Raw genomic sequence first — 15,843 nt, forward strand, 5'->3', positions numbered from 1 at the left:
CCGCCCCACGCCGGGGCGCCGTGCCACGGGCGCCCGTGCGCGCCGGCTCTTATCATCGCAATATCATCATGCGTATCGTCAATCTCGCCGCCTACCGCTTCGTCACGATCGACGCCATCGACACTTGGCGCCCGCTGCTCACCGAGCGGTGCGAGGCGCTCGGGCTGCGCGGCACCATCTTGCTGGCGCCCGAAGGCATCAACCTGTTCATCGCCGGCACGCCCGAGGCCGCGCGCGAATTCGTCGACTATCTGCGCGGCGACCCGCTCTTCGAGGGCAAATTCGCCGACTTGCAATTCAAGGAAAGCTTTTCTGAGACGCAGCCGTTCCGCCGCATGCTCGTCAAGCGCAAGCGGGAAATCATCACGATGAAAAAGCCCGCGATCCAGCCCGAACTGGGCCGCGCGCCCTCGGTCGACGCGCCCACGCTCAAGCGCTGGCTCGACGAAGGCCGCGACGACGAGGGTCGCCCCGTCGTGATGCTCGATACGCGCAACGCATTCGAAGTGGACGTCGGCACGTTCGAGGACGCGGTCGATTATCGAATCGCGAAATTCAGCGAGTTTCCGGCGCTGGTCGAGTCGCACCGCGGCGAATTCGACGGCAAGACCGTCGTCTCCTTCTGCACCGGCGGGATTCGCTGCGAAAAAGCGGCGATCCATATGAAAGAGGCCGGCATCGAGCACGTCTACCAACTCGAGGGCGGCATCCTCAAGTACTTCGAGGAAGTGGGCGGCGCGCATTATCGCGGCGAATGCTTCGTGTTCGACTATCGCACGGCGCTCAATCCCCGGCTCGAGCCGACCGAAACGGTCCAATGCTTCGGCTGCCGCGCCGTCGTGCCGCCCGAGGCACAGCGCTCGCCGCTTTATTCGCCCGGCAAGACGTGCCCCGCATGCCATCCGAACCGGGACGCAGCACGCGCGGCGTGATCGACGCGCCTCTCGCGGGGCAGATGCCGCCGCGGGCACCCTATCGCGGCCGATTCGCGCCCTCGCCCACGGGCCGGTTGCACGCGGGCTCGCTCGTCGGCGCACTCGCGAGCTATCTCGATGCCCGTGCGCACGGCGGCACCTGGCTCGTCAGAATCGAGGATATCGACGGTCCGCGGACCGTGCCCGGCGCCGATCAGGCGATCATCCGAACGTTGGCGCGCTTCGGCATGCGAAGCGACGAGCCCCCCGTCTGGCAAAGCACGCGCACGGCGCGCTATGCGCAAGCGTTGGCGCAACTCGAGCAGGCCGGGCTCGTCTATCCATGCGGCTGCACCCGCAAGGAAATTGCCGATTCTTTGGCCAATGCCCATGCGCGCCACACGACGCTCGCGTATCCCGGCACCTGCCGGCTCGGGCTGCACGGCAAGCCGGCGCGCGCGTGGCGTCTGCGCGTACCGGACGGGCCGCGAGCCGTGATCACGTTCGAGGATCGCTGGCAGGGCCGGCAAACCCAAGATCTCGCGCTCGAGGTGGGCGACTTCGTCCTCAAGCGCGCCGATGGGCAATGGGCCTATCAGCTTGCCGTCGTCGTAGACGATGCGCAGCAAGGCATCACGCACGTCGTGCGCGGCGCGGACCTGCTCGATTCGACGGCTCGTCAAATCTATTTGCAGCGCTGCCTAGGCGTGCCGACGCCCTCCTATCTGCATGTTCCGGTCGTGGCCAACGCGCAGGGAGAAAAGCTCAGTAAGCAAACGGGCGCGCGCGAACTGGACGCGGACGAACCGTTGCCGGCACTCGTCGCGGCGGCCCGGCACCTTGGGCTTCAATTGCGCGAAGCGCACGCGTATCGATCGCTGGACGCGTTCTATACCGACGCGATCGCCGCTTGGGCCGAGCGATTCGTTCCAAGCGCGGCCTAGCGCTCGCCGCGCGAGCGCCGGCCCGCGCTCAGCCGTCGCGGAAAATAAAACTGTAGGCACTCAACGCGGGCGCGCCGCCCAGATGCGCATACAGCACGCGCGAGCCCGGTGGGAATTCACCGCGGCGCACTTTGTCGATCATGCCGTGCATCGACTTGCCCTCATAGACCGGATCGGTCAGCATGCCCTCGTAACGGGCGCATAGGCGGATCGCCTCGAGCGTGCCCTCGTTCGGCAGTCCGTATTCGGGACCGCCGTAGCGCGTGTCGAGCACGACATCGTCAGCGGAGATCGGACGCCCGAGACCGACGAGTTCGGCCGTATGTTCGGCGATGCGCGTGATCTGCGCACGCGTCGCCTCGGGCTTGGCGGATGCATCGATACCGATCACGCGATCGCTGCGCCCGTCGGCCGCGAAGCCGACGACCATTCCCGCTTGGGTGCTGCCGGTGACCGAACACACGACGATGTAATCGAATTTGAATCCGAGCGCGGCTTCTTGCTCGCGCACTTCCTCGGCGAATCCGACGAAGCCGAGCCCGCCGAGCGGATGCTCCGAGCAGCCGGCGGGAATCGCATACGGTTTGCCGCCGGCTGCTCGCACGCTTTCGAGCGCGTCTTCCCAACTCTTGCGTATGCCGATATCGAACCCGTCGGGCACGAGGCGCACGTCGGCGCCGAGAATGCGCGACAGTTCGATGTTGCCGACGCGATCATAGACCGCGTCATAGTAGTTGACCCAGTTTTCCTGCACGAGCACGCACTTCATGCCTAGGTGCGCCGCGACCGCCGCCACTTGCCGTGTCTGGTTCGATTGAATCCCGCCGATCGAGACGAGCGTGTCGCAGCCCTGCGCGATCGCTTCGGGCACGAGGTATTCGAGCTTGCGCGTTTTGTTGCCGCCGAACGCAAGACCGCTGTTGCAGTCTTCGCGCTTCGCGTAGAGCTCCACGCCGCCGCCCAGATGCGCGCTCAAGCGCTTGAGCGGCTGGATCGGCGTGGGGCCGAATGTCAGCGGATAACGGGAAAATCGCTTCAGATTCATGGTGGCTCCGGTCGAGTCGAGTCGCATGGGCGGCGAGGCCGTCGCGGCCAGGCAGCGTGCGGGTTGAACACCGGGAAATGATAGGCAAGCGCGCGCGAAATGAGCTTGCGAAGTTTTATTGACTCCCTTACTTTTGATCGGCCGTCAGCGTGTTTCGATTAACGAACCTAGTCTCATATCGACCATGTGCGCAACGAAATTGCGTCCCGATCAGCGTCGCGAGATGCCGCCCCCCCGTCCACGGGCCACCGCCAAGGCGCCCAGCGAGCCGACTACGATCGATTCGCTTGCCCCCGCGCAACTCGACCGCATCGACCGGGCGATTCTCAAACAATTGCAGCGCGACGCGTCGATCTCGAACGTCGCGCTCGCCGATAAGGTCAAGCTCAGCGCACCCGCATGCCTGCGGCGCGTGGAGCGGCTGAAGTCGATGGGGTTGATCCGCGGCGTCGTTGCGCTACTGGAGCCGAAGGCCCTCGGGGCCGGCATGCTCGTCATCATCGGCATCGTGCTGGATCGATCGACGCCGGAGGCATTCGCCGCTTTCGAGCAAGCGGCTCGCAACGTTTCCGGGTGTATGGAGTGCCACGTGGTGACGGGCGAATTCGATTACTTCATGCTCGTACGCACCCGCGACAGCGAGAGCTTCAATCGGCTGCACGCCGAGCAATTGCTTTACCTGCCGGGCGTGCGGCAGGTTCGCTCGTTCATGGTACTCAAGGAGATTTTGTCGACGACGCAGTTTCCGATTTGACAAGGCAGCGCAAGGGCGCGCCCGGCAATGAAAACGGCCCGCGTCCGACCAGCCGAAATCAGGACGAGGATCAGGACGACGAACTATTTCGCCGCGGCATGCCGAACCCGCCCAGCAGTGCGGCCAGCGGCTGCTTCGGCGATTTGCTTTGCGGCGCTTCTTGCTTTTTCGCCTCTTCTTCCTTGCGCGCCGACGGGGACGGCTCGTACGGCTTCAGGAAGAAGTCGTCGACCGGTGCGTGATTCGCGCGATACGTCGTACGCTCGTGCGAGCCGGTGCGACGGCGCCCCGCACGCTCGTCACGCTCGCGTCGACCGTGCTCTTCGCGGCCGTGACGCACGGGGGTCTGCACGGTCAGCGTCTGCACTTGCAGCGGCTTTTTGATCAGTTTTTCGATTTCGCCGAGCTGCTTGCGTTCGTTGGGGCTGCAAAGCGAAAGCGCATCGCCCGACGCGCCCGCTCGCCCCGTACGCCCGATGCGGTGCACGTAGTCTTCCGCATTGAACGGCAAATCGAAGTTGATGACGGCCGGCAATTCCGCGATGTCGAGCCCGCGCGCGGCCACGTCGGTGGCGACGAGCGCCTCGATCTCGCCGCGCTTGAATGCGTCGAGGGCCTGCATCCGCTCGTTCTGCGTCTTGTCGCCGTGGATCGCGGAGGCCACCACGCCGTCGCGCTCGAGCAGCCGCGCAAGCCGGCTCGCGCCGATCTTGCTGTTGCAAAACACGATGACCTGCTTGAGCCCACGCTCGCGAATCAGTTGCACGACAGCGCCTTGCTTGTCGCCCTCGGCCACTTCGTAGACGATTTGCGTCACGTTCGTGGCCGTCGAGTTGCTGCGCGCCACCTCGATCGTCTGCGGGTTGCGCAGATAGGTGGAAGCGAGCTTCTTGATTTCGCCCGAGAACGTTGCCGAGAAAAGCAGCGTCTGACGCTCCTTCGGCAACAGGTTCAGGATGCGCTGCAAGTCGGGCAAAAAGCCCATGTCGAGCATGCGGTCCGCCTCGTCGAGCACGAGAATCTGCACCTGCCCGAGATTGGCCGTCTTTTGTTGCACGTGATCGAGCAGGCGTCCCGGCGTTGCGATCAAAATCTCCACGCCGCGCCGAAGCTCGGCCGATTGCGGGTTCATGTCGACTCCGCCGAACACCACGGCGCTGCGCAGCGGCGTGTGTTTCGCGTACGACTGCACGTTCGCGGCGACTTGGTCGGCCAACTCGCGCGTGGGCGTGAGAATCAGCGCTCTCACGGGATGGCGCGCGGGCGAGGCACTCGTGCTCGCGGCCGGCAGCAGCCGCTGAATGATCGGCAGGGAGAAGCTCGCCGTCTTACCCGTTCCGGTTTGCGCGGCACCCATCACGTCGCGTCCCGCCAGCACGACCGGGATAGCCTCGGCCTGGATCGGCGTGGGCGTGGTGTAGCCTTGCTCGGTGACGGCCCGGAGAATCTCGGGGGCGAGGCCGAACTGGTCGAAAGTCGGAGTAGTAGGCGTGACAGCGGGATCGGACATTGTGGCGTTCGCTAAAAGTGCGCCGCTAGGCGCTGCGTCGTTCGAGCGCGCGGCGGCGGCAACACAGCCGCTCGATGAGGTCGACATGAAGGCGGAGCCACGGCGAGTCTCGCGCTGCAGGACATCTGCCGAGGACCGCGCTTCGTGCGCGGCCGGCTCCAGCCGGCGGATATGCCACCGGAAAGGCCAGTATTGTAGCACCGCAAGCTTGCACGGGCCGTGCCTGCTCGTGGCCGGCCGCACACACGACCGGGATCGGCACCCGCGCGCGGGGTTCGAACGGTCAGCTTGCCGACACGGGCCGCACTGCCGCAGCGGCCGCCAACGCACGTTCGCGGGCCTCGTCGATACCCGACGCCGTCGCCACGGCCACGCCCATGCGCCGCTTCTTGAAGCTTTCGGGCTTGCCGAACAAACGAAGATCCGTATCCGGGACGGCCAGCGCCTCGCGCACGCCCTCGAACGCGATCCCGGCTTCGTCGAGCCCGCCGTAAATGACGGCCGACGCGCCCGGCGACAGCAAGGACGTATCGACCGGCAAACCCAGAATCGCGCGCGCGTGCAGTTCGAACTCCGAGAGGCGCTGCGAGCGCAACGTCACGAGCCCCGTATCGTGCGGGCGCGGGCTCACTTCCGAGAACCACACATCGTCGCCGCGCACGAACAGCTCGACGCCGAACACGCCGCGCCCGCCCAACGCGCCGGTGACGCGCTCGGCAATGTGCTTGGCACGCTCGAGCGCCGCGCCCGGCATCGGCTGAGGCTGCCACGACTGCACATAGTCGCCGTCCACCTGCAGGTGGCCGATCGGCTCGCAAAACGACGTGCGCACTTCCCCGCTCGCGGGGTCGACGGCGCGCACCGTCAGCAGAGTGATCTCATAGTCGAACGTGATGAAACCCTCGACGATGACGCGCCCGACGTTCACGCGCGCGCCGGCCGTCGCGTATTGCCAAGCGTGCTCGACATCGGCTTCGGAGCGCACGACGGACTGGCCCTTGCCCGAGGACGACATCACGGGCTTGACCACGCAGGGGTAACCGATCCGCTCGACGGCCGCCTTGAACGACGCCGGCGAATCGGCGAACTCGTAAGGCGAGGTCGGCAATCCGAGCGTCTCGGCCGCCAGACGGCGGATGCCCTCCCGGTTCATCGTCAGTTGCGTCGCGCGCGCCGTGGGGATGACTTCGGCGAGCCCCTGCGCCTCGATATCGGCAAGCGCGTCGGTGGCGATCGCCTCGATCTCGGGCACGATCAGATGCGGCCGTTCGGCTCGCACGAGCGCCTTGACGGCCTCGGCATCGGTCATGTCGATCGTATGCGCTCGATGCGCGACTTGATGGCCCGGCGCATTCGGATAGCGGTCGACGGCGATGACCTCCACCCCGAGCCGCTGCAACGCGATGATGACTTCCTTACCGAGCTCGCCCGCACCCAGCAGCATGACGCGCGTGGCGCAAGGCGAGAGCGGCGTCCCGATCCGTTGACCGATCTGCATGGCGAATCCCGTTGTGCGATAGAAGGAAAGAGGGCGATGTTAACACGCGCGAGGGCCCCATTTCGTACCGCGGATGCGGCGCTGCCCTCGCGCTCGCCGCTCGCGTGATACCCGTGTTGCGTACCTTGCTCGCTAGCGACGCCAGGAGTGCGTTACCCTTACGCCTTCGCCAGATTTAAATGAAGGTTCGGGGCCATGTCGAATCCATTCGTTGCACCGGCGCGCGCACGCTCGCGCCGGCGCTTGCCGCCGTGCGCGCTCGCGCTTGCGGCCGCGTTCGCCGTCGCCGGCTGTGCGATGCCGACTCATCCGGATTCCGCAGCCGGACCGAGCAATCCGCTCAATCCTGCCGCCGTCCAATTGCTCGACGACACCCACTGGGTTCTACAGAGCGCTCAAACGAGCGACGGGCGGTCCGCATTCGAGGTACCGGCCGACAAGACAGCCGTGCCGACGCTTGCGCTCGACGCTACGTCGGGCCAGCGCCTCGCGAGCGGTTTTTCGGGCTGCAATCGCTTTTCGGGGACCTATGCGTTGCGCGCGGGCGGGTTGACGTTCGGGCCGCTCGCCACGACGCGCCGGGCCTGCGGCGCCGATGCGGGCCGCTTGGAGCAGGCCTATCTCGCCGCGCTGTCACATATCGATACCACGCTCGTACAGATGCGTCCGCCGCAGCAGATGCGCATCGTCGCATCGAACGGCGTCACGCTGACCTTCGCGCGCGAAGGCCAATGAACGGACCGGCGCTCGCTCGCCTTCCCAGAATGTCTCACCCTTTAGCATGCACACGGTAGTTTTCAGCTGGTTCGGCGTCTCGGCCTTGTGGGTCATCCCGCTGGCATTGCGGCTCGCGATCGGAGCCATCATGCGTGACGCCGGTCGGCGCGGCACGATCCGGCTTTGGCTCGGCTTTGCCGGCGTCTTTGCCGGCAGCGGCGCGCTCGAAGCGGCACTCGCGCCCCATACGGGCAATGCGCTTGGGCATGCGCTCCTCGGCTTCGGCATGCGCGCGCTCGGGCGCGGCGCTTTCTTCGCAGCGCCCTTGCTGCTGCTGGCCGGATTGCCGTGGCTCATCGGCTTTTCCTGGCGCGATGCGCTGCGCTGGGCCGACCGCGCGTTCGGTCTCGGCCTGAACATCGGGCCCGGGGCGGCCGGCACGCGGGAAGACGAGCCGCGCGCGAGCCGTGGCGCGGTCAAAGGGTCGGTCATACGTGCGTCCACGGCAAACCCGATGGCGCCCAAGCAAACCGGCCGCTATGCGCGTCCCACGGTATGGCAGCCTCCCGCCAGCGCCGGCATCAAAACGCGCCCCGCCACGGGCACGCCCGTCGCGCCACGCGCCCTTGCGCGCGACGCTCGTGCGATCGACGTCAAACCGTTCGAGCCGTCGGCTGCCGCCCGGCCGGCATCGCCGATACCTTGGACTGGCGGCGACGCATCGCGTACGACGCGCACTACGCGCCCGCCCGTCAGCAACACCGCTCTTCCTACGCCCGCCGCGGGCAATCGCGCGCCGGCCGCTGCGGCTTCCGCGGGGGTGAATCGCCATGCCGCCGCGCCCGGCGTCGGGCCTCGAGCAGGCAATGGCGCGTTCGCGGCCGCCGCGGGGTATGCCGCGGCCCGCGCGTCGCAGGCGGCCGCAGGTGTCTCAGCCGCGTCCACCGCCGGAGCATCAGCGCCGCCGGCGGTCCCGGTCGCGGCCGTTCGAGACAGCCGTGCAGTCCAAGCCGCTGCAGCCGCTCGCAACCCGGCGGCGCCGCCCGCCGCGCAAACTTACGCGCCGGGGGTGGACGGGGCTGCGCCTGCGCCGTCGCAAGCAGAGCCCTCGCCGGGCGTACTCGAAACGCTGAAGGCGATCGAAGCGAACGCCGCGCAATGGACGGCGCTGGCGAGTTCGAGCCTAGCGCGTCGCGGAGTGGCCGCCACACCGCGGCCGAGCGTGCCCGAGCAGGAACCGGCGAGCGATACGCCGGCGGACGCCGCGCCGCAAGGCTCGAGGCAGCTCGGCGATGACGAATCTCCCGCGCACGCCCCGGTCGAGGTGCACTCGCCCGCGGATACCGCGCCGTCGATCGCAATTGAAGCGACGACTGAACCGTCCGATGCGGCATCCGACGAGCCTACGCCATCGGCGCAAAGCGCGGCCGAAGGAGCCTTTGCGCCGAGCCCTGAAATGCACGCGCCGTCGACGGAACGCGCGCCGGACGACGAGCCGGAACATTCGACGGCGGCCGCGCCATGGAGCGAGGCGGACGAACCTTCCGAGGCGCACACGGACGCCGCCATCGAACCGCCGTGGCACGCGGCCCCCGCCGCTGGCACGCCGGACACCGTAGTACCGGCCGCGCGGGTGCCGCCGGTTCTTTTGGAACTGGCGTCCTCCCCGCTGCCTGAGCCGCTGCCAGCCATACCGGCGCCCGTGCCGGCGCCGGCGAGCGTCGAATCCGGCACGCGCACGCCGTTGCGAGGGCATGCCCCGACCGAGTTCATGTTCCAAGCGCCGGCCGCCTCGGCCGTCGAATTGCCGTCCCTCGATCTGCTCGAGCCGGCATCGAACGAAACCGAGGAAATCCCGGCCGAGCGCCTCGCGCAAACCGGACAGCTGATCGAGCAGCGCTTGCAGGAGTTCAAGGTACCCGTAGCTGTCGTCGGCGCCTCGGCGGGCCCGGTGATCACGCGCTTCGAAATCGAGCCCGCGCTCGGCGTACGTGGCAGCCAAATCGTCGGCTTGATGAAGGACTTGTCGCGCGGGCTCGGTCTTACGTCGATCCGCGTCGTCGAAACGATCCCCGGCAAAACGTGCATGGGGCTCGAGTTGCCGAACGCGAAGCGGCAAACGATCCGCCTATCGGAAATCCTCGAGGCCACCCCGTACCGGAACTCGGCCTCGAAGCTCACGCTCGCGATGGGCAAGGACATCACGGGGCACCCGATCGTCACCGATCTCGCGAAGGCGCCGCATATGCTCGTCGCCGGCACGACGGGCTCCGGGAAATCGGTCGCGATCAATGCGATGATCGTCTCGCTGCTCTACAAAGCCACGCCCGAGGAAGTGCGGCTGATCATGATCGACCCGAAGATGCTGGAACTCTCCGTCTACGAAGGCATTCCGCATCTGCTGGCCCCTGTCGTCACCGACATGAAGCTCGCGGCCAACGCGTTGAACTGGTGCGTCGGCGAGATGGAAAAGCGCTATCGGCTAATGTCGGCGGTGGGCGTGCGCAATCTCGCCGGGTTCAATCAGAAGCTGCGCGATGCGCAGGCCGCGGGTAAAAAGATCGGCAACCCGTTCTCGCTCACGCCCGACGCGCCGGAGCCGCTCTCGCCCTTACCGCTGATCGTCGTCGTCATCGACGAGCTCGCCGACCTGATGATGGTGGCCGGCAAGAAGATCGAGGAGTTGATCGCGCGGCTCGCGCAAAAGGCGCGTGCGGCGGGCATTCATCTGATCTTGGCGACTCAGCGTCCGTCGGTGGACGTCATCACCGGGCTCATCAAAGCGAACATCCCGACACGGGTCGCCTTCCAAGTGTCCTCGAAGATCGACTCGCGCACGATTCTCGATCAGATGGGCGCGGAGTCGCTGCTCGGTCAAGGCGACATGCTGTTCCTGCCGCCCGGCACCGGTTACCCGCAACGCGTACACGGCGCGTTCGTCGCCGACGAGGAAGTGCATCGCGTCGTCGAGCATCTGAAGCAATTCGGCGAGCCCGAGTACATCGAAGGCATCCTCGACGGTCCGGCGACGGAAGGAGCGTCACAGGACCTCTTCGGCGACGCGCCCGATGCCGAAGCCGATCCGCTCTACGACGAAGCCGTCGCCTTCGTCGTACGCACGCGCCGCGCATCGATTTCGGCGGTGCAACGGCAGTTGCGCATCGGCTACAACCGCGCTGCGCGACTCGTCGAACAAATGGAGGCAGCGGGGCTCGTCTCGGCGATGGGCGTCAACGGCAGCCGCGAGGTCATCGCACCGCCTAGCTCGGAGCCCTGATCCGTCGCGGCGCCCGGCGGGTCAGAACTCGTAACGCATCCAGAAGAAGGCGACGTCGCCCTTGTTCAACCCGCCCAAGCGCGGGATCAACGTGCCCATGGCGGACAGCTTGCGATAGCGCAGCGACGCGATGGGCAATGCCAGCGGCAGGGGCACGTAGTGAAAAACATCGTCGCGGGCAGTGACGCCGATGAAATAGCCGCCGCCCAGCGCGAGACCGCCGAGCACAGGCCGCGTATACCACTGGCGCGCATAGCCGCCGATCGGTTCGGGATGGTCGTGCGAGTCCAGAAAGACGAACGCGAACACGATGTCCTCCCGGCCGTCGGCGCCGCTCCAATGCTTGCCCGCTCCGCCGCCCCACGAGCGCGCGTTGAGCGAGGCGCGGTAGCTGGACGAGTAGCCGTCGATGTGCCAGCCGTAGCCCGTCAAGTACAAGTCCCACGAGCCCTGGCCGCCGACCCGGCCGATGCGCCGGCAGTACTCGGCGTACAACCCATCGCCGCTGCCGCATTGCGCCGCCTCGGCGCTTGGAACGAGCGCTCCGAGCACTCGCGGCCCCCATTGCGCAGCGATCGCGGCGGCGACCAGACCGGCGCAGCATACGCCGCGGGCGCCGGCGATCGCCCGTCCGGCGCACCGCCTTCGGAACGGCTCGGCCAAAGCAGCGGTCATGAATGCGCTCTCCCATCGCGTAAGCGCGTAAAACTTGCGCAACGATTGCAAGAACTATTCGTTGGAGGGCAGTTTCGGCGCCGCATCGCGCGTGCCGCACATCGGGCGGCAAGTCCTACCTGGGCGCTATGCGATTCGCTTACGTTACCGCTGGCACGAGTGTTGCATAAACCGACGAAGCCGCCACCCGCCGTCCATCATGTTATGGACAAGCCGGCAGCAACGGCGTTCGGTCGAAAGTTCGACCCGGTCATCCCCTGCCGCCCCGCCCCCCGTGAGGCGGTAGATTCGAGCCTACGCGCTAGCTCTGACGCGTAGGCTCTCTTTGTTTTTATCGCATGAAACGCGCAACGGCGGCCGCCCGGGCTCGATGACGAGGTTACGAGGCGGGCGTGAACTGGAAATCGACAGGCGAGCCGATGGAAAGCTGCGTGGGATCGGTCAATAAACCCGTCTTCGGGTCGCGCCGAAAAACGAACGCGGTGTCGCTGTCCCGATTGCCGACGATGAGCCATCGTCCCGTCGGATCGATTGCGAACTCACGCGGGGTGCGGCCGAGCGTCGAGTGCCGTCCGACGAGCTTGAGCAAACCGTCGTAAGGATCGACCGAGAAGACGACGATCTCGTTCGCATCGCCGCGATTCGTCGCGTAAAGAAATCGTCCATCGGGCGAAAGATGGATCGCCCCTGCGCCGATCTTGCCCTTGAATCCTGGCGCTGTCAGCGGCAAGACCTGAAGCGTATTGAGCTTGCCGTTGGCGTATTGCAGCGTCGTCACGGTGCCCGCCAACTCGCTCGTGAGGTAGGCATAGTGGCCGCCGGCGTCGAAGATCAGATGACGCGGACCCGAGCCGGCCGGCATCTGCACGTAGCCTTCGGGGACCGGGCTGATCAGGCCGCGGCTGCCGTCGTTCGTGAAACGATATTCGTAGAGCTTGTCGTTGCCGAGATCCTGCGCGAATAGATAGCGTCCATCGGGCGCGAACACCGTCGAATGCACGTGGGCATCGTCCTGCCTGCCCTTCACCGGCCCTCCGCCCTCGTGATGAACCACGAGCACCGCAGGCCCGACGCCGCCGTCCGCTTGAAGCGGGAAGACGGCGAAGCTCCCCCCGGGATCCGAGGCAACCGAATAGTTCGCGGTCAACAGGTAGCGGCCGTCGGGCGAAAACGACAAGTAGCAAGGGTCGTTGCCCTCCGACGAGACGCGATCGATGAACGCGAGCTGCCCCGCTTGCGGATCGAAGCCAAAAGCGCTGATCCCGCCGCGCTCCGTTGCCGGACCGTTGTCGCCTGGCAATTCGTTGACGGCGTATACATGCCGATGATCGCGCGCCACGACGAGATACGAGGGATTGACCGTCTCTACCGATGACAGCGGCGTCACCTGTCCATTGGACGCATCGAAGCGATAGACGTAGATACCGTGGCTTTTGCCGGCCGTGTAGGTGCCGACGAGCAAGTCGTACGTGCTTGCGTTGGCCGGGCCGGGCATGGCGTCTTGCGCCGAGGCCGCCGAGGTGCCCGCCGCGCATGCGAGGGCGAGGCCTGCGAGTCGTACGCCGAAGACGGTGCACGTTGCGCGCCGGGGCATGATGCGAACCATTCGAAACATAAGACAAACTCTCCATGGGTGACGGACCCCAATACCCGGTTCCGCCGTCGAAAGGCGACGCTTTGCGGGCCAGGCCGGCACTTTGCATAGGGGTCCGAGTGGACGCTCGCGACGTTCCGGGTGATGAGCATGGATAGGGCCCGAGCGGACGAGCGCGCGTCGACCCAGTTCCTCCATTCCAACAAGGAAATCAAAGGAGTCGTTATGAATATCTTCGTCAGCTTGGGACCGATTGCCGCGCTAATCGCGGGCGTTCTGATTCTGATCGTGCCGCGACTGTTGAACTACATCGTCGCGCTCTATCTCATCATCATCGGGTTGATTGGGCTGCTGGGCCCGGGCGCGCACTCGCTGCACCTTTGAGCGAGCGCCCGGGACGCCTATCCGGCTCAGCCGTTGACGAACTGGTCGAGCCGCAGCTTGCCCTGCAAGGACAAGCCGCCGACAGCATAATGACCGTCACCGTCGCGGTGACGCTTGAAGCAGCCGCGCTCGATCAAAAATACGGCAGCCGATTCCATGGCGTTGCGCGTGAGACCGAGGATGCGGGGATCGAGTTGGAGCAAGGCGTCGTCGCCGAGCTCGCGTGCTGCGGAGAGGATCGTGATGCAGTCGACCTTCGACGGATTCAGCATGGCGTCAATTCTCACTTTGAGTGTTGATGACTAGCGCAATGGTGGCCGGGTACGCGTCGCACTATGCGTGGCTCGTTATATCGGAAGCGCACGGCCGGAATCCCCGAAGCCCGATTGTAGCCAGCCATTTCGCGCCGTGGCAAAGCGAAATCGTTTCCGGCGCGATCCGCCCGACGCGACGCGCAAGCTTTGCACGCGCGCTTCGGGCCGGCGTGTACATTGACACGCATTTGCCGTCGTTTTCGTATCGGCATTCGCCCCGATAGCAGGAGAAACACCGACATCATGCCCGCGCATATCGAAGACTATGCTCTCGTCGGCGACGGCCATACGGCCGCGCTCATTTCGAGTGAAGGTTCGGTCGATTGGCTATGCTGGCCCCGCTTCGATTCCGGGGCGTGCCTCGCGGCGCTGCTCGGCACCGAGCAGCACGGCGCTTGGCGCCTTGCGCCGACGCCGGGTTCGCCGGTGACGCGATCGAGACGTTATCGCGGCGAAACCCTGATCCTCGAAACGCGTCACGAGACCGCCGACGGCGCGGTCACGGTCATCGATTTCATGCCGCCCGGCAATGGCCGCTCGGAGCTCGTGCGCATCGTCGTGGGCGAGCGAGGCCGGGTACCCATGCGCATGTCGCTGACTTTGCGCTTCGACTATGGCCTATCGGTACCGTGGGTCACGCGGCTTGCACACGGCGGGGAGCACCGCATGGGCGGGATCAAGGCGGTGGTCGGGCCGGACACGGTGGTGCTGCGCACGCCCGTCGAGTTGCGCGGCGAGAACATGCATACGGTGGCGGACTTCACCGTGGCCGAGGGCGAACAAATCCCCTTCGTGCTCGCGTATTCGGCTTCTCATGTACGTCTGCCCCAGGCGAAGAATCCGCTCGAGTTGCTCGGGGAAACCGAACGGTATTGGCAAGACTGGATCGCCCAGTGCGGCGTGCAAGGCCGGTACGCGCAGCCGATCCGCCGCTCTCTGATCACGCTCAAAGCCCTGGCGTACAAGCCGACGGGCGGCATCGTCGCCGCGCCCACCACGTCGCTGCCCGAAAGACTCGGCGGCTCGCGCAACTGGGACTACCGCTACTGCTGGCTGCGCGACGCGACCATCACGCTGCTCGCGCTCATGCGCTGCGGCTTTTACGACGAAGCCCGCGCTTGGCGCGTTTGGCTCGAGCGCGCGCTCGCCGGCTCTCCCGCGCAGGCGCAAATCATGTATGGCGTGGCCGGCGAGCGCCGCTTGCCCGAGATGCAAATCGACTGGCTCCCCGGTTACGAAGGCGCGAGCCCCGTTCGGATCGGCAACAAAGCGGTCGGCCAATTGCAACTCGATGTCTATGGCGAAGTCATGAACGCGCTGCATCTTGCGCGCGTCGGCGGGCTGCATGCCGACGAAGCCGTCTGGGCCCTGCAATGCGTGATGCTCGAACACCTCGAGGCGATCTGGATCGAACCCGACGAAGGGCTGTGGGAAGTGCGCAGCGGGCCGCGCCAGTTCACGTTCTCGAAAGTCATGGCCTGGGTGGCCTTCGACCGGGCCATCCGCTCGGCCGAGAAGTTCGAATTGTCCGCGCCGATCGATCGATGGCGCACCGTACGCGAACGCATCCACGCCGACGTCTGCACCAAAGGCTGGAACGACGAGCGGCGTACCTTCACGCAGGTGTACGGCGGCGACGAACTCGATGCGAGTTTGCTGCTGCTTCCGCTCGTGGGCTTCTTGCCGCCGGATGATCCGCGCATCGCCTCGACCATGGCCGCGATCGAGAACGATCTCATGCACGACGGCTTCGTGAGCCGCTACCGCACGCATAAAGTGGACGATGGGCTGCCGCCCGGCGAAGGCACCTTCCTCGCATGCAGCTTTTGGATGGTCGATAACCTCGCACTGCAGGGACGCATGGACGAAGCGCATGCGATGTACGAACGTTTGGCGAGGCTCGTGAACGACGTGGGGCTGCTGTCCGAAGAGTATGATCCGCAAACGCAGCGCTTCACCGGCAACTTCCCGCAAGCGTTCTCCCATGTGGCGCTCGTGCATACGGGGCTCAATTTGATGCGCCACGAGGAATCGATGGCGCACGCCACCGGCCATCCGGCCGGCGCCGGAAGGGATCAGGACCTTACCTTGGATGGCGAGGCGCTTTGAGCGCTGCCGGCGCTTTGGACGCCGCCGCATGCGCCAGGTACGGCCGCACGCGGGGGGCGCCGATATCGGCACGGTTGCTGCGCAGCAGTATCCGGGAAAGTCCCCGGC

Annotated in this window: 12 protein-coding genes and 1 pseudogene; 7 read left to right on the forward strand and 6 right to left on the reverse strand. The window is 66.1% G+C overall.

The features are described from left to right. Positions 1 to 68: 68 nt before the first annotated feature. Together C0Z18_RS15785 and gluQRS are read left to right on the forward strand one after the other, a co-directional pair. Entirely contained in the window at positions 69 to 932 is an 864-nt protein-coding gene (locus C0Z18_RS15785; protein WP_102646346.1) for a sulfurtransferase, read from the forward strand. A gap of 23 nt (positions 933 to 955) precedes the next feature. Next, complete coding sequence (gene gluQRS / locus C0Z18_RS15790; protein ID WP_102646436.1) at positions 956 to 1,858, forward strand: tRNA glutamyl-Q(34) synthetase GluQRS; 903 nt, start codon at positions 956 to 958, stop codon at positions 1,856 to 1,858. A gap of 28 nt (positions 1,859 to 1,886) precedes the next feature. Here the strand turns inward: gluQRS and C0Z18_RS15795 are convergent, their stop codons facing one another. Next, entirely contained in the window at positions 1,887 to 2,903 is a 1,017-nt protein-coding gene (locus C0Z18_RS15795; protein ID WP_102646347.1) for a 1-aminocyclopropane-1-carboxylate deaminase, read from the reverse strand. Positions 2,904 to 3,126: 223 nt separating this feature from the next. On the opposite strand from C0Z18_RS15795, the gene C0Z18_RS15800 reads away from it, so the two are divergent. Then, positions 3,127 to 3,657, forward strand: coding sequence for an Lrp/AsnC family transcriptional regulator (locus C0Z18_RS15800; RefSeq protein WP_233217325.1), 531 nt, complete (start codon positions 3,127 to 3,129; stop codon positions 3,655 to 3,657). 70 nt (positions 3,658 to 3,727) lie between these two features. Here C0Z18_RS15800 and C0Z18_RS15805 read toward each other — a convergent pair whose 3' ends face one another. Both C0Z18_RS15805 and purT read right to left on the reverse strand, forming a co-directional pair. Next, positions 3,728 to 5,167 (reverse strand): DEAD/DEAH box helicase, encoded by a 1,440-nt coding sequence (locus C0Z18_RS15805; RefSeq protein ID WP_102646348.1) that lies wholly within the window; start codon positions 5,165 to 5,167, stop codon positions 3,728 to 3,730. Between the two features lie 283 nt (positions 5,168 to 5,450). Further along, positions 5,451 to 6,665: a formate-dependent phosphoribosylglycinamide formyltransferase gene (gene purT, locus C0Z18_RS15810; RefSeq protein ID WP_102646349.1), complete on the reverse strand. Its 1,215-nt coding sequence runs from the start codon at positions 6,663 to 6,665 to the stop codon at positions 5,451 to 5,453. Between the two features lie 195 nt (positions 6,666 to 6,860). On the opposite strand from purT, the gene C0Z18_RS15815 reads away from it, so the two are divergent. Then, positions 6,861 to 7,400, forward strand: a complete 540-nt coding sequence (locus C0Z18_RS15815) for an META domain-containing protein (RefSeq protein WP_102646350.1) — start codon at positions 6,861 to 6,863, stop codon at positions 7,398 to 7,400. A 1,639-nt stretch (positions 7,401 to 9,039) separates the two neighbouring features. Next, a pseudogene (locus tag C0Z18_RS15820) lies at positions 9,040 to 10,659 on the forward strand (DNA translocase FtsK); the annotation flags it as partial. A 21-nt stretch (positions 10,660 to 10,680) separates the two neighbouring features. On the opposite strand, the gene C0Z18_RS15825 reads toward C0Z18_RS15820, so the two are convergent. Both C0Z18_RS15825 and C0Z18_RS15830 read right to left on the reverse strand, forming a co-directional pair. After that, positions 10,681 to 11,334, reverse strand: a complete 654-nt coding sequence (locus C0Z18_RS15825; RefSeq protein ID WP_102646438.1) for an antimicrobial peptide resistance and lipid A acylation PagP — start codon at positions 11,332 to 11,334, stop codon at positions 10,681 to 10,683. Between the two features lie 379 nt (positions 11,335 to 11,713). Beyond that, entirely contained in the window at positions 11,714 to 12,949 is a 1,236-nt protein-coding gene (locus C0Z18_RS15830) for a lactonase family protein (RefSeq protein WP_408647009.1), read from the reverse strand. A 204-nt stretch (positions 12,950 to 13,153) separates the two neighbouring features. On the opposite strand from C0Z18_RS15830, the gene C0Z18_RS15835 reads away from it, so the two are divergent. After that, a complete protein-coding gene (locus C0Z18_RS15835) occupies positions 13,154 to 13,312 on the forward strand; it encodes a DUF3096 domain-containing protein (protein ID WP_102646353.1) in 159 nt (52 codons plus the stop codon). A gap of 26 nt (positions 13,313 to 13,338) precedes the next feature. Here C0Z18_RS15835 and C0Z18_RS15840 read toward each other — a convergent pair whose 3' ends face one another. Then, positions 13,339 to 13,584 carry a hypothetical protein gene (locus tag C0Z18_RS15840; protein WP_102646354.1) on the reverse strand — a complete coding sequence of 82 codons (246 nt, stop codon included), beginning with the start codon at positions 13,582 to 13,584 and terminating at the stop codon, positions 13,339 to 13,341. Positions 13,585 to 13,869: 285 nt separating this feature from the next. On the opposite strand from C0Z18_RS15840, the gene C0Z18_RS15850 reads away from it, so the two are divergent. Further along, positions 13,870 to 15,735, forward strand: coding sequence for a glycoside hydrolase family 15 protein (locus C0Z18_RS15850; protein ID WP_102646356.1), 1,866 nt, complete (start codon positions 13,870 to 13,872; stop codon positions 15,733 to 15,735). Positions 15,736 to 15,843 lie beyond the last annotated feature (108 nt).

The organism is Trinickia dabaoshanensis (assembly GCF_002879885.1).
Taxonomy (GTDB): domain Bacteria; phylum Pseudomonadota; class Gammaproteobacteria; order Burkholderiales; family Burkholderiaceae; genus Trinickia; species Trinickia dabaoshanensis.

Coding starts and splice junctions, on each gene's coding strand:
- C0Z18_RS15785 (WP_102646346.1), top strand. CDS start 69: ATGCGTATCGTCAATCTCGCCGCCTACCGCTTCGTCACGATCGACGCC.
- gluQRS (WP_102646436.1), top strand. CDS start 956: ATGCCGCCGCGGGCACCCTATCGCGGCCGATTCGCGCCCTCGCCCACG.
- C0Z18_RS15795 (WP_102646347.1), bottom strand. CDS start 2,903: ATGAATCTGAAGCGATTTTCCCGTTATCCGCTGACATTCGGCCCCACG.
- C0Z18_RS15800 (WP_233217325.1), top strand. CDS start 3,127: ATGCCGCCCCCCCGTCCACGGGCCACCGCCAAGGCGCCCAGCGAGCCG.
- C0Z18_RS15805 (WP_102646348.1), bottom strand. CDS start 5,167: ATGTCCGATCCCGCTGTCACGCCTACTACTCCGACTTTCGACCAGTTC.
- purT (WP_102646349.1), bottom strand. CDS start 6,665: ATGCAGATCGGTCAACGGATCGGGACGCCGCTCTCGCCTTGCGCCACG.
- C0Z18_RS15815 (WP_102646350.1), top strand. CDS start 6,861: ATGTCGAATCCATTCGTTGCACCGGCGCGCGCACGCTCGCGCCGGCGC.
- C0Z18_RS15825 (WP_102646438.1), bottom strand. CDS start 11,334: ATGACCGCTGCTTTGGCCGAGCCGTTCCGAAGGCGGTGCGCCGGACGG.
- C0Z18_RS15830 (WP_408647009.1), bottom strand. CDS start 12,949: ATGTTTCGAATGGTTCGCATCATGCCCCGGCGCGCAACGTGCACCGTC.
- C0Z18_RS15835 (WP_102646353.1), top strand. CDS start 13,154: ATGAATATCTTCGTCAGCTTGGGACCGATTGCCGCGCTAATCGCGGGC.
- C0Z18_RS15840 (WP_102646354.1), bottom strand. CDS start 13,584: ATGCTGAATCCGTCGAAGGTCGACTGCATCACGATCCTCTCCGCAGCA.
- C0Z18_RS15850 (WP_102646356.1), top strand. CDS start 13,870: ATGCCCGCGCATATCGAAGACTATGCTCTCGTCGGCGACGGCCATACG.